A 17,771-nucleotide genomic window follows, 5' to 3' on the forward strand; every position below is an offset into this window, starting at 1 on the left:
GCGACCACGAGCACCGAGGACCCACCATGACCGAGAACCCCCAGCACGGCCGCCCCTCTCCTGATGCCCGGCAGCCGTCCGCACCCTCCGGCGCCCCCGCGCCATCCCCGCAGCAGGGGGCCTACCAGACGGCCCCCGCCGGATACGGCGGCCCCCAAGTCCAGGGCGCAGGTCCCCGCCCCGGGGTCGGCATGGGCCGGGCCCTAAAGAACTGGTGGGGCTACAAGTTCCAGGGGCACGGCCGGGCCTCGCGCTCCGAGTACTGGTGGGTGGCCCTGGCCCTCGCCCTCCTCAGCGCGGTGCTGCTGATCCTCATGATGGTCATCACCTCCGCGACCGCGGAGCAGATCACCAGCTACAGCCAGCACAGCCAGTACGGCTACTACTCCGGGACCGACGTCCGGCTCAGCGGCGTCGGCATCGCCACGACGCTGATCACCACCGTGATCCTGCTGGTGCTCGGCCTGCTGACCATCCCCCTGCAGGTGCGCCGTCTGCACGATGCGAACATGAGCGGCGGCTTCTGGTTCCTCAGCCTGGTCCCCTTCTTCGGTGGGATCATCCTGCTGGTCCTGATGTGCCTGCCGTCGAATCCGCAGGGGCAGCGCTTCGACACCCCGGAGGACATCGGCCGGCCCTAACAGCAGCCGTCCCCCCCCGGCCGGCCGCCTGCCGCGTCCACGCCGAGGCCGCCCGCCCCCGGAAGCGCGTCTTCCGGGTGCGGGCGGCCTCGGCGTATCCTCAGTCCTCCAGCAGGCTGCCTACGGCCAGGCGCACCCCGTGGTCGATCCGATCCTGGGGCATCTGGCGGGTGTCCGGGACGTGCAGGAAGCCGGCCCGGGACACGCCCAGCCGCTCGGCGCGGGCCAGGGCCTCGAACATCACGCGGTTGCACACATAGGTTCCGGCCGTCTCCGAGATCCGGGCGGGCAGGCCCGCCTCCTGCCAGGTGCGGAGGATCCGCCGGATCGGCAGGGAGGAGAACAGGGCCGCGGGCGCGGCCGGGTCGATCCACTCATCCCGCGGCTGCGCCCCGGTGTTGTCCGGGATGCGCGCATCGGCGCAGTTGAGGGCGACCCGCTCCACGCACAGCTGCTCCCGCCCCACGGCCACCCCGAGGCACACCACCGTCTCCGGGCGGACTTCCCGGATCGCCTCGACGAGGGCCCGCGGGGCCGCCCGGTACTCCACCGGCAGGATCCGGGCGCGCACCCGCGGCAGGGCCTCCGCCGCGGCCAGGGCCGCACTGCGGCTGGGGTTCTCGCTCAGCCCGCCGAAGGGCTCGAAGCCGGTGACCAGTACGGTCCCGCCGCCATCGCGCTCCGGTCCCCCGGCGGGACCGAACCGGTGCGGGCACGAGTGCCCGTCGGCGCCCGCTCCTGCGGTGAACCCGCTCGCGTCGTCGGCTCGGCTCGCGTCGTCGGCGCCGCTCCACCCCCGAGCCGGACTCATCCGAGCAGCTCCGGGCGCACCCATTCCGCCCCGCGCACGTGGCGGTCCGCGAAGGCCAGCACGGTCTGGTACCACAGCCGGGAGTTGCCGGGCTTGAGCACCCAGTGGTTCTCATCCGGGAAGTACAGGAAGCGGTGCCCCAGCCCGGGGTCGGTGCGTCGGCGCAGGTCGGCCCACAGCAGGTGCGCCTGGGAGACGGGCACCCGGTAGTCCAGGTCCCCGTGGATGACCAGCATCGGCACCTGGATCCGATCGACGAAGCGGCTCGGGTCGTTCTCGGGCCCCTGGGCGCCGTCGCGATCGAACAGCCACTCCTGCCACAAGCCGTTGTCCGTGGTCCGGGCCATCACGTCGGTGTCCCACAGGGAGGCGTGGGTGACGATGCACCGGAACCGGGTCCCGGTGTGCCCGGCCAGCCAGTTGGCCATGTACCCGCCGTAGGAGCCGCCCAGAGCCGCGGTGCGCTCGGCGTCGACGTCCTCCCGTTCCTGCGCCGCATCGGTCAGGGCCAGGACGTCGCGGTAGGGCTGCCCGCCGAGGGCGTCCGTGCCGCGGTCGATCATGTCCTGGCCGTAGCCGGTGGACAGCGCCGGATCCGGCAGCAGCACCGCGTAGCCCGCGGCCACGAAGGGCCAGGGGTTCCACCGCCAGGTCCAGGAGTTCCACGAGCCCCAGGGGCCGCCGTGCACGAAGACCAGCAGCGGATGCGGCCCCTGCCCCTGCGGCAGGGCCAGCCAGGCCCGGATCGTCGCGCCGTCGTCGGCCCGGGTGCTCACCTCCTCCAGGCGCCCGACGCCACGGGTCACCGGGGCCGCTGCCGGCAGGGCGGTGACCTCGGCAGGTCCCTCCTCCGGCACGTCCAGGGCCACGGCCTCGGCCGAATGGTCCACGGCGTCGCGCAGGGCCGCCAGGCGTCCCGGCCCGGTCACGGTCAGCGCGGAGAAGTGCGCCTGCTCCTCGGTCAGCCGCCGGGCGCAGGGCTGCCCCACGCGCGTGGCCCATACCGCCCCGCGCCCGCGATCATCCGAGGTGAACACGAGGGTCTGCTCGTCCAGCCAGAGCGGGTTCTCGGGCCAGCGGTCCAGCTGCGGGGCCACCGGGGTGCGCTCGCCCGTGTCCAGCTCCAGGACCTCGGCCGAGACCTTCAGGGACTGCCCCGGCAGAGACTCCCGGTACCGCAGCAGCACCAGCCGGGACCCGTCCGGGCTGAACGGGCCCGGGGCGAAGGAGGTGGATTCCGCCTCGGTCTCGGCCTCCGGGTCCGCGGGCAGCGCCAGCGGGCGCGGGGCGGATTCGTGCTCCAGGTCCACCAGCCACACCCCGGTGCGCACGTGGATGCCGCGGCGCACCGCGGACACGGCCACCGCGGCGGTGCGGCCCTGCGGGTCGGGTTCGAAATCCTCGAGGCGGCCCTCGGGCATCCGGATCCTCCGCGCCGCGTAGTCGGGGGCGTCGGCGGTGAACAGGTCGGGCTCGCCCGGGCCCAGGTCGTGGTCCCAGGAGCGCACCGGGAAGGACTCGTGCAGCACCCCGGAGACCTTCTGCTTCCGACGGCGGGCGCTGAGCTCGTCGTGGGCGCCCTCATCCGGCGCCGAGGGCAGCACCGGGGCGGAGAACACGAGACGACCGCCCCGCACCCGCAGCTTCCCGATGCCGCCGGCGCGGCGCAGCACCGGTCGGGCCTCCCCGCGCGGGGGCAGGGCCCACAGGGTCTGTTGGGAATCGTCCTCGGCGGCCTCGTCCTCGCGCTCCAGGCTCAGCCACGCGGTGCCGTCCTCGCCGACCTCGTGCAGGCGTGCCCGGGCGCCTGGCTGGGTCAGCGCCTGCGGCAGGTCCTCGGCGGGGACTCCCGGTGCGGCCAGCAGGCGCACCGCGGTGCGCCAGGAGGCGCCGTCGGGATCCAGGGACTGCACGGTGGCCAGCACGGTGCCGTGGCGGTTGGCGGCCAGCCCGGTCAGGCGGTCCGCGGCGAACAGGTCATCCAGGGAGGTGATCGGCTGGGTCATGGCTCACACTCTAGTTCCGGGCAGCCCCGGCAGGACGCAGTCGCGGGTCAGCGGCGCCACGTCCGGGCGGGTCATCGCCTCCTGCGGGCTCAGCCACAGCAGCTCCTCGATCTCCGCGTGCGGCTTCAGCCGGGCGAGCTGACCGACGTGCCGGGTGGATTCGGTCCAGGCGAAGACCTCCCCGATCAGCCGGTGTCCAGCCTCGTTGGCCGCGGCGGTCTCATAGCGACCCAGCGGGGCGAGCTCACCGAGCGGGATCCTCAGCCCCAGCTCCTCGCGGATCTCGCGGGCCGCGGTGGCCTCCGGTGCCTCGTCCCGCTCCGGTTTGCCGCCCGGGAGCATGAACGCGGCGGTCCCGCGCTTGCGCACGGACAGGAAGCGGCCGTCGCGGTCGGTGATCAGCACGGCGGAGACGGTGATGGTCGGCATGGGCTCCACCCTAGTCATCCGACTCCGCTCCGGGAGGCCCTGCGGCGTCAATCCCGGGGGCGCCCGGTCGAGGCCGCGGAGGACTCCGTGGTGGTGGTGGCGGTGGTGACGACGCTGTAGTTGGCCTGCTTCACGTGGGCCTGGCTCGCCTCGGCGGGGCTGAGCGCACCGACCCCGCCCACGGCGAGCAGGGCGATGGCCCCGACGCCGCTCAGGCGGCGCAGCAGCGAGGTCCGCCGCCGGCCGGTGGTGATCCGGGTCTTCGAGGCGCCGAAGTCGGGCTCCTCGCGGCGGGTGGTCGAAACGGGGGTGGTGGATGCGGTGGTGTTCATGTCCTCCACGATCCTCAGGAAGGCTGTGCTCGGGCTGTGCCGCGGTGCTCCGCTTCCCTGTGCGTCCCCGCCCGCCTCGGAGCGGCGGCGAGGAGGCGGGCTCAGCGCCGGTGGCGGCAGAAGTCCCGCAGCACCACGGCCTGGTTGTGCTCCTCATCCTTCGCGGCGTAGACGAAGGTGACCGTCTCCTCTTCGGGCAGCCCGTCCAGGGCAGCCTGCTGCTCCGCCCCGCGCAGCTCCTCCCGGTAGCGGCGGGAGAACTCCTCGAAGCGCTCGGGGTCGTGCCCGAACCACTCGCGCAGCTCGGTGGAGGGCGCCAGGTCCTTGGCCCACTGGCGCAGCCGCGCGGCGTCCTTGGCGATCCCGCGCGGCCAGATCCGGTCCACCAGGACCCGGGCGCCGTCGCTCTGACTCGGCTCGTCGTAGATCCTCTTGATGCGATAGCTCGTCATACCTCCACGCTAGGCCCGCGGGTCTCGACGCGCGGGTTCCGTGACGCGAGCCCGAAACGCGGCGTCAGAAGCGCGGCGCCCGGAGCGCACCGACCCCGGGTGAGCGGCCGCACATCCGGTATATTGGCCGGCGGAACCGAACCTCCATCGACGCAGGGAGCATGTCGCCTCATGGCAAAGATCATCTACACCCAGACCGACGAAGCGCCGCTGCTGGCCACGTACTCGTTCAAGCCGATCGTGGAGGCCTTCGCCTCCACCGCCGGCGTCGAGGTGGAGACCCGCGACATCTCCCTCGCCGGGCGCATCCTGGCCCAGTTCGCGGACCGGCTGCCCGCCGAGCAGCGCGTGGACGACGCCCTGGCCGAGCTGGGTCAGCTCGCCCAGACCCCCGAGGCCAACATCATCAAGCTGCCGAACATCTCCGCCTCCCTGCCGCAGCTGAAGGCCGCGATCGCGGAGCTGCAGCAGAAGGGCTACGACCTCCCGGACTACCCGGAGGAGCCCGGCACCGAGGAGGAGACCGAGATCCGCGAGCGCTACGACCGGGTCAAGGGCTCGGCCGTGAACCCGGTGCTGCGCGAGGGCAACTCGGATCGGCGCGCCCCGCAGTCGGTGAAGAGCTACGCCCGCAAGAACCCGCACCGCATGGGAGCCTGGTCCCCGGAATCCAAGACCAACGTGGCCACGATGGGCCACGACGACTTCAAGTCCAACGAGCAGTCCGTGGTGCTGCCCGCCGATGATCGACTGACCATCCGCTTCACCGGTCAGGACGGCACCCAGCGGGTCCTCAAGGAGGGTCTGAAGGTCCTGGAGGGCGAGATCGTGGACGCCACGGTGCTGCGCGCGGCGGCCCTGGACGAGTTCCTCCGGGAGCAGGTGGCCCGCGCGGCCGAGAAGGACGTGCTGTTCTCCGTGCACCTGAAGGCCACGATGATGAAGGTCTCCGACCCGATCATCTTCGGCCACGTGGTCCGGGCCTTCTTCGCGGAGGTCTTCGAGACCTACGGCGAGCAGCTGGCCGCCGCGGGCCTGTCCCCCAACAACGGCCTGGCTGCGATCCTCAACGGCCTGGATGCCCTGGATGAGGACACCGCCCGCGGGGTGCGCGAGGGCATCGAGCGCCGCCTCGAGGAGGGCCCGGCGCTGGCCTACGTGGACTCCCGCAAGGGCATCACCAACCTGCACGTGCCCTCGGACGTCATCGTGGACGCCTCGATGCCGGCGATGATCCGCACCTCGGGGCACATGTGGGGGGCGGACGACGCCGAGCACGACACCCTGGCCGTCATCCCGGACTCCTCCTACGCCGGGGTCTACCAGACCGTCATCGAGGACTGCCGTCGCAACGGCGCCTTCGATCCCACCACCATGGGCTCGGTGCCCAACGTGGGCCTGATGGCCCAGAAGGCCGAGGAGTACGGCTCCCACGATAAGACCTTCGAGATCCAGGGCGAGGGCACCGTGGAGGTGCTCGACGCCGCCGGGAACGTGCTGATGAGCCACGAGGTGCATCCCGGGGACATCTGGCGGGCCTGCCAGACCAAGGACGTGCCCGTGCGCGACTGGGTCAAGCTGGCCGTGCGCCGGGCCCGGGAGTCGGACACCCCGGCCGTGTTCTGGCTGGACCCGCAGCGCGCCCACGACGCCAACCTCATCGCCAAGGTGGACGAGTACCTGAAGGAGGAGGACACCGAGGGGCTGGATCTGCGCATCCTCTCCCCGGAGGAGGCCACCCAGTTCTCCCTGGACCGCATCCGCGAGGGTCAGGACACCATCTCGGTGACCGGCAACGTGCTGCGCGACTACCTGACGGACCTGTTCCCGATCCTCGAGCTGGGCACCTCCGCGAAGATGCTGTCCATCGTCCCGCTGATCAACGGCGGCGGGCTGTTCGAGACCGGGGCCGGCGGCTCGGCGCCCAAGCACGTGCAGCAGCTGCTGGAGGAGAACCACCTGCGCTGGGACTCCCTCGGCGAGTTCCTGGCCCTGGCCGCCTCCTTCGAGCACCTGGCCTCCAGCACGGACAACGCCCGGGCGAAGGTCCTGGCGGACACCCTGGATGCGGCGACCGGCCGTTTCCTGGAGGAGAACAAGTCCCCGTCCCGGAAGGTCGGGGAGATTGACAACCGCGGCAGCCACTACTGGCTGGCCCGCTACTGGGCCGAGGAGCTGGCCCACCAGCAGGCCGACGCCGAGCTGGCCCGCGGCTTCGAGCGGATCGCCCGGGAGCTGGTGGAGAACCAGGAGAGCATCGAGCAGGAGCTGCTGCAGGTGCAGGGGCGGCCGGTGGAGCTCGGCGGGTACTACCGGCCGGAGGATGAGCAGGCCGAGCCGGTGATGCGTCCCTCCGCGACGCTGAACGCGATCATGGATCGGCTCACGGCCGCCTGATCGACCGAGCACCGCATCTGAAAAGACCGGGGGAGGTGGTTCGCCGAGGGGTGAGCCCCTCCGCCGGCCGCGTGCGGGCCCGTATTCTGGGAGGCATGAGCGAGACGAACCACGAGAACCAGAATGCCGCCGGGAACGGCCCGGAGCAGGAGACCATCGGCGCGGGCTCCGCGCAGAACACCAGCCTGGAGCGGGATCCGCAGGAGTGGACCACCGGGGATGAGCCGATGACCGACGCCCAGCGCAGCTACCTGGACACCCTGGCCAAGGAGGCCGGTGAGGAGCTGCCCGCGGATCTCACCAAGGCCCAGGCCTCCGAGCACATCGACCGCCTCCAGAAGACCAACCCCCGCGCCCAGGGCTGATCGCCCGACACCGAGCCCGGCGGCCTCGACGGCCGGCACCCGCTCACAGACGGGTGCCGGCCGTCTCGCGTGCCAGCAGGTAGGTCAGCCCGCCCAGGCCCAGCAGCGCCCCCATGATCGTGAAGGCCGGAGTGATCGCGGCCTGCGTGGCCGCCGGGCTGACGAGGTTCCCGGAGCCGGAGACCAGGGCCAGCAGCATCGGCCCCACGACCTTCCCGCAGGCGCCCAGCCCGTAGCCCAGGCCCAAGCCGCTGGCGCGCACCGGGGTCGGGAACAGCTCCGCCCCGTACGCGTTGAGGATGCCGAAGGCGCCGTCGCCGAACAGCATGATCGCCGCCATCGCCAGATAGAACACCCCCACCGGGCCCAGCTGAGCGGACCCGGCGTGCGCGGCCCACAGGCTCGCCGCGGCCCCGCCCAGCCCGCACACCAGCAGCACCGGGCGCCGGCCGACGACGTCGGCCAGGCGCGCCGCGGCGAGCCGGCCCACGAGGGAGGCCAGGGAGATCCCGATGAACCACCGGGCCGCCTGGGCGGGGGTGATCCCCTGGACCTGCACCAGCAGGGTCTGGCCCCAGGACTGCACGGTCACCGACCCGGTGACGAAGCAGAAGGTGCCCACCGCGACGATCGCCAGGACCCAGCGATGACGGGTGAGGATCTCGCGATACGGCGCGGGACGCTCGGGCTCGGGCTCACCGGCCGGCACGGGTGCCACCTGCTCCACCGGCAGGCGCAGGGCCCAGGCGACGGCGGCCCGGGCCTGGTCCTGCCGACCCCGGGCGGCCAGGAAGCGCGGGGACTCCGGCACCCGCAGGATCCACACCACCAGCAGGATCGGCGTCGCCCCCAGCGCCATGAGCCCGCGCCAGGTCAGCGGCTCCAGCAGCAGCCACGTGCTCACCGAGCCCAGCAGCAGCCCCACCGGGATGAACACCGAGGCCAGTCCGGACAGCCACCCGCGCCGGGAAGCCGGCACGAACTCCTGGATCCACGGGATCGAGACGATGTTCAGCCCGCCCACCCCGATGCCCACCAGCAGGCGCAGCCCGACCAGCAGGGCCCACCCGCCGTCCGGGGTGAGCACGGACAGCCCGGTGAACACCGTGAAGATCAGCACCGTGGCCACCAGGGTGCGCCGGCGCCCGATGACGTCGGAGACCCTCCCCCACAGGATCGCGCCGATCATCGTGCCGATCCCGGAGGCCAGCAGCACCAGCGCAGACTGCCAGAAGGTCAGCCCCCAGGGCTTGGTCAGGTCCGAGACGATGAACCCGATGAGGAACATGTCGAAGAACTCGGCCGTATTGGCCAGCACGGCCAGGAGGATCAGGGATCGCTGCCTCCCGGTGAGGGCGGCGGCGTCGATCTGGGCGAAGGCATCGATCTCCCGGGATCCTGCGGGGCCGCGGCTTGCGGGCCGGAGGGGTTCCGGGTCCGCAGGCTGGCCGGGATGGTCGCTGCTGCTCGGGGTGGAGGGCACGGTGAGTTTCTCCCGGGATGGGGTGCGGTGCTGGTGGGATGCGGACAGGCGCAGACCCCGCCGGACCTGTGCGGTCCGACGGGGTCTGGGCCTGGGGCCGCCCGCGCCGCGGGAAGCGGGGCGGGCGGCCGGAGGGCTCAGCGGCGGGGACGGCCGTCCTCGTCCACCTCGATCTCCTCCTTGCGCACCTCGCCGGAGACGCGCTCGGTGGACTCGGTGGCCTCCTTGTTCAGGCTCACCCGCTCGGTGGCGACGGTCTCGGTGGACACCACGGGGCGCTCCTCGTAGGTGGTCACCACGGTCTCCTCACCGTCGCCGGTGAAGGCGTCCTCGGCGCCGACCTTGGCCTCGGGGGAATCGGGGTCGATGCTCTCGCGCTGGATGTGCAGCTCCTCGCGGCGCACGGGGACCTCGACGGTCTCGGTCTCGGTGACCACGTGCTTGCGCAGACGGGCCCGCCCGGTCTCGCGGCGCTCGGCCTGCCCGGTGGCCCGCAGCCGCTCCTCGTGGGCGACGACGTCCTGCGTCCCCGCCGTCTGCCCGCCGCGGGTGTCGGCGGCGACGCCGTCGGTGCCGTTCTGCACCGCGGTGCCGCGCTGCTGGGCCGCACGCTCCTCGGCCGGGGTGTGCCCGTCGTGGGCTGCGGCGGCGCGGTCATCGGTCGCGGTGCCCGCCGTGCCGGTGTGATCGCGTCCGCGGGTCTGCGCCTGCGTCTCGGCGGCGGCGTCGTCGCGGCGCGTCCCGGAGTCCATGGAGTAGTACTCGTAGAGGCGCTGCTCCTCCTCGGGGCTCAGCGAGCCATCGTCGTCGATGGTCGGGGCGCCCTTGATGAAGTCCTTCTCGTAGGGCACCGTGATGCCCTCGTCGGTGGTCTGGGCCCGGTCCAGGGGGACGAAGGTCTCCTTGGTGCCGAACAGGCCGGTGTGCACGGTGGCGAAGGTGGGCTGGTCGGTCTGGTCGTCCAGGTAGATCTCCCCGACCCGGCCGATCTTCTCGCCGTCGCTGCCGTAGACGGTGGCGCTGCGCAGGGATTCGATGCTGCTGTGGTTCGTCATCTCATGACCCTCTCGTCATTCGCGGCGCGGACCGGACGGTCCGCGACGGTCGGGTCCCCAGATGGGTCCGGGCAACGCCTACCGTGCCCTCAACCTATGCCCGGGCGGTGACCCGGTCAACACCCGGGCAGCACCTCAGGGCGAACGCGCAGGATGACCGGAAGAGCGATCTGACGTGGTAAGAGACCACCGCACCGGGACGGCGGCGCCGGCATGGCAGCCGGACGGGTCAGCGTTTGGCGAGGTCCTCGGCCCCGGAGATGTCCACCTGGTCCAGGGGCACCAACCGGTCCCGGGTCAGCACCTTGTGTCCCAGCCAGACGGCCAGGAAGATCGGCAGGCCGATGTAGGAGCTGGCGACCTTCAGCAGCTCGCCGTCGAAGACCGCCTCGTAGTTCTGCCCCAGGATCACCACGATGCACAGCGTGAAGGCCACCAGCGGGCCCAGCGGGAACAGCGGCGCCCGGTAGGGCAGGTCCGAGAGCTTCCCGCCCTGGGCGAGGTAGGCCCGGCGGAATCGGAAGTGGCACACCGCCACCCCCACCCAGACGATGAACCCGGACAGCCCGGAGATGTTCACCAGCCACGTGTAGGCCTCGCCCTGTCCGAACAGGGAGGCGATGAAGCCGATCAGGCCCACCGCGGAGGTGGCCATCAGGGCGCGCATCGGCACGCCGCGGTCGTTGACCTTGGCGAAGAACCGGGGTGCCTGGCCGTCCCGGGCCAGGCTCAGCAGCATGCGGGTGGAGGCGTACAGCCCCGAGTTGCCGGCGGAGAGGATCGCCACCAGGATGACGGCGTTCATCAGCGAGGCGGCGAAGGCGATCCCCGCCCGCTCGAAGACCAGCGTGAACGGGGAGGAGGCCACCTCGGAGGCGTCCGAGGCCAGCAGGTTCGGGTCGGTGTACGGCAGCAGGAAGCCGATGACCACGATCGCCCCGATGTAGAAGAGCATGATGCGCCAGAACACCGTGCGCAGGGCCCGGGGCACGTCCCGGCGGGGGTTCTCCGCCTCACCGGCGGCCACCCCGATCATCTCGGTTCCCTGGAAGGAGAACCCGGCGATCATGAACACCGAGATGATGCTGAGCACCCCGCCCTTGAACGGGGCCTCCCCCGTCGTCCAGTTGGCGAAGCCCGGGGAGGTCCCACCCAGCACGCCGAAGATCATCAGCACCCCGGCGATCAGGAACACGATCACCGCGACCACCTTGATCCCGGCCAGCCAGAACTCGGACTCCCCGTATCCGCGGGCCGAGAGGGCGTTCAGCCCGGTCAGCAGCACCAGGAAGGCCGCCGCCCACACCCAGCCCGGCACCTGCGGGAACCAGAAGGCCATGACGATGCCGGCGGCCACCAGCTCCGCGGCCACGGTGATCGCCCAGTTGAACCAGTAGTTCCAGCCCATCGCGAAGCCGAAGGACGGGGAGACGTAGCGGTGGGCGAAGGTCTGGAAGGAGCCGGCCACCGGCAGGTGCGCGGCCAGCTCGCCGAGGGACTGCATGAGCAGCAGCACCATCAGTCCGATGACGGCGTAGGCCACCAGCGCACCACCGGGCCCGGCCTGGGCGATCGTGCCGCCGGAGGCCACGAACAGGCCGGTGCCGATCGCCCCGCCGATCGCGATCATCTGCATGTGCCGGGAGTGCAGGCCTCGCTTGAGGCCCTCCTCCGTGCGCGCCTCGGAAACCGGCTGCGTCTGTGTGGCCACGGTGTCTCCCCGATCGGTCAGGCCTGAGATGTCAGTTCAGGCTACCACCGTGAAGGAGCGCACTCCGGCCTCGGGAGACCGCCTGCCGACGCCGCGGCCCGTCGCAGGCTCGCCGGTCCGGATGCGGCAGCCCTCGGCCCGCGGCTCAGCCCTGGGACTTCTCCCTGACCTGCCGCTGGATGCGGGTCAGCATCCCGCTCATCCCGTTCAGCCGCAGGGGGCTGACCGCCTCGGTCAGGGACAGCCGCAGCGCCAGATCCCCCGGAACCGACAGCACGGTCTGCACATCCGCCCCGTCCAGACCCTCCTGCAGGATCCCCGCGAAGCCGCGGGTGGTGGGAGCCTCCGGCGGCGCGGAGAAGAACAGGTGGACCACCCCGTCTTCCACCTCGGTGAGCAGGAAGATCGGCGACTGGCATTCCGGCACAGGCTCGAGCAGCTCGGGATGATCCGCCAGGCGCTCCGGCAGGGCGGGCAGCCCGTTGCTGAACTCCAGCAGCAGCTGCAGCCGATCCTGCGGGGCCAGTTCGGCGAAGTCCCGGACGATCTCGGCCAGGGCCGGCGGCAGGGAATCGGTGTTCGGCTGGGTCATGCCCGCGCTCACGCGGCCTCTCCGGGCTGCTCGCCCTTGACGATCGGCACCCGGACCACGTTGCCCCACTCGGTCCAGGAGCCGTCGTAGTTGCGCACGGTGGGGAAGCCCAGCAGGTGCTGGAGCACGAACCACGTGTGCGAGGAGCGCTCCCCGATCCGGCAGTAGGCGATGATGTCCTGATCCGGGCTGAGCCCGAGCTCCTCCTGGTAGATCCGGCGCAGCTGCTCGGCGGTCTTGAAGGTGCCGTCCTCGTTGGCCGCCCGGGCCCAGGGCACGGACCGGGCGGTGGGGATGTGCCCGCCGCGCAGGGCCCCCTCCTCGGGGTAGTCGGGCATGTGGGTGCGCTCCCCGGTGTACTCCTGGGGACTGCGCACGTCGATCAGCGGCAGCGTACCGATGGCCTCGCGCACCTGCGGCAGGTAGGCCCGCACGGGGGCGTCCTCGCGCTGCACCACGGGGTAGTCGGTTTCCTGCGGCCGCGGGGTCTCGGTGGTCATCTCCCGACCCTCCTCCTGCCACTTGGCGCGGCCGCCGTCCATCAGGCGCACGTCTTCGTGGCCGAAGAGGGTGAACACCCACAGGGCATAGGCCGCCCACCAGTTGGACTTGTCCCCGTAGATGACCACGGTCGTGTCCCGGGTGATGCCCTTGCGCGACATCAGGGCGGCGAAGCCCTCGCCGTCCACGTAGTCGCGGGTGACGGGGTCGTTGAGCTCGGTGTGCCAGTCGATCTTCACGGCACCCGGGATGTGCCCGGTCTCATAGAGCAGCACGTCCTCGTCGGATTCGACGACGACGACGCCGTCGTCGCCGCCGTGCTCGGCCACCCACGCGGTGCTGACCAGCCGCTCCGGGTGCGCGTACTCGGCGAACTTCTCGTTCTTCTCGATGGGCGCTGTCACAGTAATTCCTCCGTTGCCTTGGGCTGTGCGGACGGGCCGTTCACCTCCTGGAACGGCCGACTCTCCGACCATTATTCCCCCGGCGCGTGCTCGAGCGTCTGCCCGGTGACCTCCGGAGTCCGCCGATCCCCCGGCTTCGGGCGATCGGGCAGATCAGCGCCCGGGAGTCAGCGGAGGTCCGAGGAGGGGTCGCGCTCAGGCGGCGAGCAGCCCGGTCCCCGCCCCGGAGCCGATGCGCGAGAGATCCGCTGACGCATCCGGGAGCGTCTCCCGAGTGTAGTGGACGTCCGCGCTGAGGAACGGCTCGCCGAGGATGGCCTCCAGCGCTGGGATGATCTCCTCGCGGGCCTCCCGCAGGATCCGTTCGCGGTCCTCTCCGGGAGCCAGGAGCAGCTCGATGACCACGCGCTCTGCGCCGGGGCGCCCGGTGAAGGAGACCTCGGCCCGGTGCACGGCCGGGCGCACGGAGATCCCGCGGGCGGCTGCCCGGGACAGCAGCAGGAGCAGGTCCTCCCGGGAGAGCTCGTGGGGGCGGGGTTCGGCGGCGAGCTCCTCGCGGATGGTCTCGGTCATGCTGGGCTCCCTGGGGTCGCGGTGCGGCTTCCACACCGCGGAGGGCTTCCGAAGGCGGCGACGCCCGGCCGTGGCCGCGACGTCTGCTTGGTATCGTATCCTAACTGTTGGTTATCCTAACAGTCTCGCGGGGCGGCACCCGGCGAGGACCCCCGGGGCGGAGTGCTCCGCGGGGATCACGCAGATTCCGGGTGAGGCTCGGCGCGAGAGGAGGCGGAGGCATGCAGGGCAGCGCGGATGAGGCCGACCCCAGCGGGTACTGGTACCGCGAGCCGGGCCAGATCACCGCCGTCGAGGTCCTGAACCTGCTGCGCACCTACCGCCGCCACGAGACCGCCATGCGCACCCGCGTGCGCGGGGACATGGGCATGGGCGAGCGCGACATCGAGGCCCTGCGCCACCTGCTGGCGGCCCAGTCCCGCGGCGCGAGCCTGCGCCAGAAGGACATCGCGGTGGCCCTGGGGATCACGGCCGCCTCGACCAGCGCGCTGGTGGATCGGCTGATCCGGGACGGCTACGCCGAGCGCGTGCCGCACCCGGAGGACCGCCGCTCCGTGGCGGTGGTGCCCACCGAGCGCGGGGACCGCGAGGTGCGCGCCACACTGGCGCGGATGCACGAGCAGATGCTCGCCGCCGCCGAGCGGCTCACCGAGGAGCAGCGCCGCGTCGTCGCCGGATTCCTCCGGGAGGTCACCGCGGCCTTCGGCTGAGCATCGGGCGAGGTCGGCGGTCTCAGTCCCGGCCCAGCCCCGTCAGCTGCGCGCGCACCCCGCGGGTGCGCTCCAGCAGCCGGGCCAGCCCGCGCAGGGCCCGCCTGGCCCCGTCCGCGTCCGTGCGCCGCGGCACCCGCAGGATCATCTGCACCCGTCCCCGCTCCGAGCCCTCGCCGAGAGCGACGTACTCGATGCTCGCCCCGGGCTGCTCCGGGACCGGGTAGACGTAGCGGCGCACCCCCACCCGCACCGTGAGATCCGCGGCCTGCTCCGCCGGGGCCCAGTTCTGCTCGGTCAGCAGGGCGGTGGCCTCCTCCGAGCGCAGCGCGATCAGCAGGGACTCCGGGCTCGGGGCCGGCTTCGGCTCGGCGAAGGGATCCTCCGGCATCTCCGGGTCCGCAGGCTCCGCCGGGACGGGCTCCTGCGGCAGGTCGACGGTCAGGGACATGCGGGGTGAGGCGAACAGGGCCACGGGGATGCTCCTTCGGGGTGGGACGGGACGGTCGGGGGATGCGGGTCAGGTCAGGAAGACGCGCAGGGCGGAGAGCACCTCGGCCGGGCGATCCGCGTGCACCCAGTGCCCGGCGCCCTTGATGACCACCCGGCGCACCCGCGGGAACAGGGCCGCCATCGGCTCCCGGTCCTCGGCGGTGACGTAGTCGGAGCGCTCCCCCGTGATCCACAGGACCGGACCCGGATACGGCTCGGCGTCGGTGTCGGGCCAGCCCATGAGCACCGGCAGCCGCTCGCGCAGGCCGCGCAGGTCCGGCTGCCACGCCCAGCCCTCGGCCCCGCGCCGCAGGTTCTGCAGGAGGAAGGAGCGCACGCCGTCGGCCGGGATCGCCGCTTGCAGGGCGGCGTCGGCCTCGGCCCGGGAGCCCAGGGTCTGCAGGTCCAGGCCCAGCAGCGCGTCCAGCAGCTCGGCGGAGTTCCCGCGGGTCTCGCGCGGCTGGACCGGGGCGATGTCCATGACCACCAGGCGCTGCACGAGATCCGGGTGGCGCAGCGCCAGCTGCATCGCGGTCTTCCCGCCCATGGAGTGCCCGACGACGTCCACGGGGCCATCGGCGGCGAAGTCGGCCCGCAGGTGTGCCGCCACGGCGTCGGCCATCAGGGGGTAGGAGATCTCCGGGACCCAGTCCGAGGCGCCGTGATCCGGCAGGTCCACCAGCAGGCTCGTGCACTCCTGGCCCAGCTGCCGGGCGATGCTCGTGAAGTTGCGGCCGCGCCCGAACAGCCCGTGCAGGAACACCACGCGCCGCGGCCCGGAGCCCACCCGGGTGGAGGCCAGGTGCACGGCGGCGGGGTCGACGGCGGCGGAGGTGCTCATGGCTCCAGGGTACCGACCCGGCGTCTACACTCTTCCCATGGCTTATCACGCAGACTCCGCAGAGCTGACCGAGAAGGAGATCCTCACCTGGGAGGCCTTCGGCACCTTCTCCCGGCAGATGGCGCAGACCATCGCCGACTCCGACTTCGTCCCGGACATCATCATCGCGGTGGCCCGCGGCGGGCTGCTGCCGGCCGGGGCGCTGTCCTATTCGCTGGGCGTGAAGCTCTCGGACGCGATCAACGTGGAGTTCTACACGGACGTCGCCGAGACCCTGCCGGACCCGGTGCTGCTGGCCCCGATGCTGGACACCGAGTCCATCGCGGGGAAGAGGCTGCTGGTGGTGGACGACGTCGCGGATTCCGGGCGCACCCTGGCCCTGGTGGTCCAGCTGCTGCAGCGCTACGACGCCGAGGTCCGCTCCGCGGTGATCTATTCCAAGCCCCGCTCGGTGGTCTCCCCCGACTACGTGTGGAAGCGCACCGACCAGTGGATCGTGTTCCCCTGGTCCGCCGAGCCCCCGGTCACCGCCCGCTCCTGACCCCGCCCGCTCCTGCCCGGTCCCGTCCGGTGCTCAGCGGGCCCGGTGCAGCCGCTTCAGGTGCTCCCGGCGGGCCTTGGGTCGCTCGATGAGCATCATCGTCAGGCCCAGCAGCCACACCGGCACCTGCACGGCCATCGCCCAGCGGAAGGCCGCGGAGGAGTAGGTCTCCGGGGTCCCGGCGCCCTGCGCATCCAGCAGGACCCCCACCAGCAGGACCGTGGTCAGCGCGGCCGTGAACCCTCCCATGTTGGTCAGGCCCGTGGCCACCCCGAGCTGGCGCACCGGGGCGTGGGTGCGCACGACGTCGAAGGCGATCATCGACAGCGGCCCGCCCAGGCCCGTGCACACCACGGCCAGGCTCATCACCGGCACCGGGGCGGAGCACGGCCAGGCGAGCACCAGCACCCAGGACAGCAGGATCGCCGTCGTCCCGCCGACCGCGATCCACACCCGGTGGGCCGAGAACCGGGAGATCACCGGCCCCAGCAGCACCGCCCCGGCCATCGACGCCGCCACGGTCAGGCTCAGCACCAGGTGGGAGGTCGCCTCGGGGTAGCCCAGGCCGCCGGTCATGAACGGGGTGCCCCACAGCAGCATGAAGCTGTGCATCGCGAAGACCGTGGAGAAGTGGATCCAGAAGGCCAGGCGCACCCCGGGCCGGCGCACCAGCGAGCGCATGGCCGGCAGCACCCCGGTGGATTCCGGGCCGATCACCGGGAGCACGTCCGTGACCACCGAGTCGGTGCGCTGCCCCGCCCGGGCCGCGGCCACGTCCCGCCCGGTGGTGCGGTTGGCCCCGGTGATCCGCTCGAGGATGGTGCCGGCCCCGGGGGCGTCGCGCAGGACCAGCAGCACCAGCACCAGCACCGCGGCCCCCACCGCGGCCAGGGCGGCGAAGCCGGCGAACCAGCCCAGCCCCGCGACCAGCGCGGCCAGCGGGGCGACGGCCAGCAGCTGACCGACCTGCCCGGATAAGCCCGTGAGCTGGTTGACCACGGGCATCTGCCCGAGCGTGAACCAGTCCTGGACCAGGCGCACCACGGCGGTGAAGATGCAGGCGTCCCCGGAGCCGACGAGGATGCGGGCGAGGATCGCCAGGGGGATGCTGTCCGTCGCCCCCAGCAGCAGCTGCCCCACCGCCATTACTGCGGTACCCGCGGCGATCACCGTGCTGATCCCGAAGCGATCCAGCAGGATGCCTACGGGGATCTGCCAGCCGGCGTAGACCACCAGCTGCACGACCACGAACACGGACAGGGCCGTGGCCTCCGCGGAGAAGTGCTCCTGGGCGGCCGGGCCCAGCGCGGAGAAGGAGCTGCGGTTGATCACCGCGACGAGGTAGGCGGCCAGGCCCACCGACCAGATGATCCACTTCCTGGACGGGGGCTGGGCGGCGATGCCGGAGGCGGGGACGGACTCGTGCATGGGCTCC

19 protein-coding genes are annotated in these 17,771 nt (G+C 72.2%); 5 read left to right on the top strand and 14 right to left on the bottom strand.

The window, feature by feature from the left end; genetic code table 11:
• The first annotated feature begins 26 nt into the window (after nt 1-26).
• Nucleotides 27-641 carry a DUF805 domain-containing protein gene (locus AC0VXQ_RS07380; RefSeq protein WP_058743725.1) on the top strand — a complete coding sequence of 205 codons (615 nt, stop codon included), beginning with the start codon at nt 27-29 and terminating at the stop codon, nt 639-641.
• A 100-nt stretch (nt 642-741) separates the two neighbouring features.
• Here the strand turns inward: AC0VXQ_RS07380 and AC0VXQ_RS07385 are convergent, their stop codons facing one another.
• The 5 genes from AC0VXQ_RS07385 to AC0VXQ_RS07405 form a co-directional block, all read right to left on the bottom strand.
• The gene (locus AC0VXQ_RS07385) at nt 742-1,452 is read right to left on the bottom strand and encodes a pyroglutamyl-peptidase I (protein WP_061225759.1); all 711 of its coding nucleotides are present in this window, start codon (nt 1,450-1,452) and stop codon (nt 742-744) included.
• A complete protein-coding gene (locus tag AC0VXQ_RS07390) occupies nt 1,449-3,458 on the bottom strand; it encodes a S9 family peptidase (protein WP_133566056.1) in 2,010 nt (669 codons plus the stop codon). The genes AC0VXQ_RS07385 and AC0VXQ_RS07390 overlap by 4 nt, the downstream gene beginning before the upstream one ends.
• Nucleotides 3,459-3,461: 3 nt before the next feature.
• Nucleotides 3,462-3,887, bottom strand: a complete 426-nt coding sequence (locus AC0VXQ_RS07395) for an NUDIX hydrolase (RefSeq protein WP_064724936.1) — start codon at nt 3,885-3,887, stop codon at nt 3,462-3,464.
• Nucleotides 3,888-3,934: 47 nt separating this feature from the next.
• Nucleotides 3,935-4,219: a hypothetical protein gene (locus AC0VXQ_RS07400; RefSeq protein ID WP_129357405.1), complete on the bottom strand. Its 285-nt coding sequence runs from the start codon at nt 4,217-4,219 to the stop codon at nt 3,935-3,937.
• Between the two features lie 101 nt (nt 4,220-4,320).
• The gene (locus tag AC0VXQ_RS07405; protein WP_061225762.1) at nt 4,321-4,671 is read right to left on the bottom strand and encodes a DUF488 domain-containing protein; all 351 of its coding nucleotides are present in this window, start codon (nt 4,669-4,671) and stop codon (nt 4,321-4,323) included.
• Nucleotides 4,672-4,842: 171 nt separating this feature from the next.
• Between AC0VXQ_RS07405 and AC0VXQ_RS07410 the strand changes: the two genes are divergently transcribed.
• Both AC0VXQ_RS07410 and AC0VXQ_RS07415 read left to right on the top strand, forming a co-directional pair.
• On the top strand, nt 4,843-7,068 hold the full coding sequence (locus AC0VXQ_RS07410) for an NADP-dependent isocitrate dehydrogenase (protein WP_058731334.1): 2,226 nt from the start codon (nt 4,843-4,845) through the stop codon (nt 7,066-7,068).
• A gap of 95 nt (nt 7,069-7,163) precedes the next feature.
• Nucleotides 7,164-7,433 (top strand): DUF3072 domain-containing protein, encoded by a 270-nt coding sequence (locus AC0VXQ_RS07415; protein ID WP_061225763.1) that lies wholly within the window; start codon nt 7,164-7,166, stop codon nt 7,431-7,433.
• A gap of 43 nt (nt 7,434-7,476) precedes the next feature.
• On the opposite strand, the gene AC0VXQ_RS07420 is transcribed toward AC0VXQ_RS07415, so the two are convergent.
• The 6 genes from AC0VXQ_RS07420 to AC0VXQ_RS07445 all read right to left on the bottom strand — a co-directional run bounded on the left by AC0VXQ_RS07420 (nt 7,477) and on the right by AC0VXQ_RS07445 (nt 13,752).
• Nucleotides 7,477-8,916: an MFS transporter gene (locus AC0VXQ_RS07420; RefSeq protein WP_224799859.1), complete on the bottom strand. Its 1,440-nt coding sequence runs from the start codon at nt 8,914-8,916 to the stop codon at nt 7,477-7,479.
• Nucleotides 8,917-9,053: 137 nt separating this feature from the next.
• Nucleotides 9,054-9,971 (bottom strand): DUF2382 domain-containing protein, encoded by a 918-nt coding sequence (locus tag AC0VXQ_RS07425; protein ID WP_061225764.1) that lies wholly within the window; start codon nt 9,969-9,971, stop codon nt 9,054-9,056.
• 229 nt (nt 9,972-10,200) lie between these two features.
• Complete coding sequence (locus tag AC0VXQ_RS07430; protein WP_081101663.1) at nt 10,201-11,607, bottom strand: amino acid permease; 1,407 nt, start codon at nt 11,605-11,607, stop codon at nt 10,201-10,203.
• A 220-nt stretch (nt 11,608-11,827) separates the two neighbouring features.
• Nucleotides 11,828-12,274, bottom strand: coding sequence for a SufE family protein (locus tag AC0VXQ_RS07435; RefSeq protein WP_058731359.1), 447 nt, complete (start codon nt 12,272-12,274; stop codon nt 11,828-11,830).
• Nucleotides 12,275-12,282: 8 nt separating this feature from the next.
• The gene (locus tag AC0VXQ_RS07440) at nt 12,283-13,179 is read right to left on the bottom strand and encodes a sulfurtransferase (RefSeq protein ID WP_055684489.1); all 897 of its coding nucleotides are present in this window, start codon (nt 13,177-13,179) and stop codon (nt 12,283-12,285) included.
• Between the two features lie 195 nt (nt 13,180-13,374).
• Nucleotides 13,375-13,752 (bottom strand): hypothetical protein, encoded by a 378-nt coding sequence (locus AC0VXQ_RS07445; protein WP_058731336.1) that lies wholly within the window; start codon nt 13,750-13,752, stop codon nt 13,375-13,377.
• A 221-nt stretch (nt 13,753-13,973) separates the two neighbouring features.
• Here AC0VXQ_RS07445 and AC0VXQ_RS07450 point away from each other — a divergent pair, with 221 nt between their 5' ends.
• On the top strand, nt 13,974-14,462 hold the full coding sequence (locus tag AC0VXQ_RS07450; protein WP_058731337.1) for a MarR family winged helix-turn-helix transcriptional regulator: 489 nt from the start codon (nt 13,974-13,976) through the stop codon (nt 14,460-14,462).
• A gap of 22 nt (nt 14,463-14,484) precedes the next feature.
• Here the strand turns inward: AC0VXQ_RS07450 and AC0VXQ_RS07455 are convergent, their stop codons facing one another.
• Both AC0VXQ_RS07455 and AC0VXQ_RS07460 read right to left on the bottom strand, forming a co-directional pair.
• Nucleotides 14,485-14,937: a hypothetical protein gene (locus tag AC0VXQ_RS07455; RefSeq protein ID WP_058731338.1), complete on the bottom strand. Its 453-nt coding sequence runs from the start codon at nt 14,935-14,937 to the stop codon at nt 14,485-14,487.
• A 45-nt stretch (nt 14,938-14,982) separates the two neighbouring features.
• Nucleotides 14,983-15,795, bottom strand: a complete 813-nt coding sequence (locus tag AC0VXQ_RS07460; protein ID WP_058731339.1) for an alpha/beta fold hydrolase — start codon at nt 15,793-15,795, stop codon at nt 14,983-14,985.
• 37 nt (nt 15,796-15,832) lie between these two features.
• Here AC0VXQ_RS07460 and AC0VXQ_RS07465 point away from each other — a divergent pair, with 37 nt between their 5' ends.
• Nucleotides 15,833-16,336, top strand: a complete 504-nt coding sequence (locus AC0VXQ_RS07465) for a phosphoribosyltransferase (protein ID WP_058731340.1) — start codon at nt 15,833-15,835, stop codon at nt 16,334-16,336.
• Nucleotides 16,337-16,369: 33 nt separating this feature from the next.
• On the opposite strand, the gene AC0VXQ_RS07470 is transcribed toward AC0VXQ_RS07465, so the two are convergent.
• Entirely contained in the window at nt 16,370-17,764 is a 1,395-nt protein-coding gene (locus AC0VXQ_RS07470) for an MFS transporter (RefSeq protein ID WP_100463115.1), read from the bottom strand.
• Between the last annotated feature and the right edge of the window lie 7 nt (nt 17,765-17,771).

The sequence above is a fragment of the Rothia sp. QJM3NY_36 genome, from assembly GCF_056173115.1.

Coding starts and splice junctions, on each gene's coding strand:
- AC0VXQ_RS07380 (WP_058743725.1), top strand. CDS start 27: ATGACCGAGAACCCCCAGCACGGCCGCCCCTCTCCTGATGCCCGGCAG.
- AC0VXQ_RS07385 (WP_061225759.1), bottom strand. CDS start 1,452: ATGAGTCCGGCTCGGGGGTGGAGCGGCGCCGACGACGCGAGCCGAGCC.
- AC0VXQ_RS07390 (WP_133566056.1), bottom strand. CDS start 3,458: ATGACCCAGCCGATCACCTCCCTGGATGACCTGTTCGCCGCGGACCGC.
- AC0VXQ_RS07395 (WP_064724936.1), bottom strand. CDS start 3,887: ATGCCGACCATCACCGTCTCCGCCGTGCTGATCACCGACCGCGACGGC.
- AC0VXQ_RS07400 (WP_129357405.1), bottom strand. CDS start 4,219: ATGAACACCACCGCATCCACCACCCCCGTTTCGACCACCCGCCGCGAG.
- AC0VXQ_RS07405 (WP_061225762.1), bottom strand. CDS start 4,671: ATGACGAGCTATCGCATCAAGAGGATCTACGACGAGCCGAGTCAGAGC.
- AC0VXQ_RS07410 (WP_058731334.1), top strand. CDS start 4,843: ATGGCAAAGATCATCTACACCCAGACCGACGAAGCGCCGCTGCTGGCC.
- AC0VXQ_RS07415 (WP_061225763.1), top strand. CDS start 7,164: ATGAGCGAGACGAACCACGAGAACCAGAATGCCGCCGGGAACGGCCCG.
- AC0VXQ_RS07425 (WP_061225764.1), bottom strand. CDS start 9,971: ATGACGAACCACAGCAGCATCGAATCCCTGCGCAGCGCCACCGTCTAC.
- AC0VXQ_RS07430 (WP_081101663.1), bottom strand. CDS start 11,607: ATGCAGATGATCGCGATCGGCGGGGCGATCGGCACCGGCCTGTTCGTG.
- AC0VXQ_RS07435 (WP_058731359.1), bottom strand. CDS start 12,274: ATGACCCAGCCGAACACCGATTCCCTGCCGCCGGCCCTGGCCGAGATC.
- AC0VXQ_RS07445 (WP_058731336.1), bottom strand. CDS start 13,752: ATGACCGAGACCATCCGCGAGGAGCTCGCCGCCGAACCCCGCCCCCAC.
- AC0VXQ_RS07450 (WP_058731337.1), top strand. CDS start 13,974: ATGCAGGGCAGCGCGGATGAGGCCGACCCCAGCGGGTACTGGTACCGC.
- AC0VXQ_RS07460 (WP_058731339.1), bottom strand. CDS start 15,795: ATGAGCACCTCCGCCGCCGTCGACCCCGCCGCCGTGCACCTGGCCTCC.
- AC0VXQ_RS07465 (WP_058731340.1), top strand. CDS start 15,833: ATGGCTTATCACGCAGACTCCGCAGAGCTGACCGAGAAGGAGATCCTC.
- AC0VXQ_RS07470 (WP_100463115.1), bottom strand. CDS start 17,764: ATGCACGAGTCCGTCCCCGCCTCCGGCATCGCCGCCCAGCCCCCGTCC.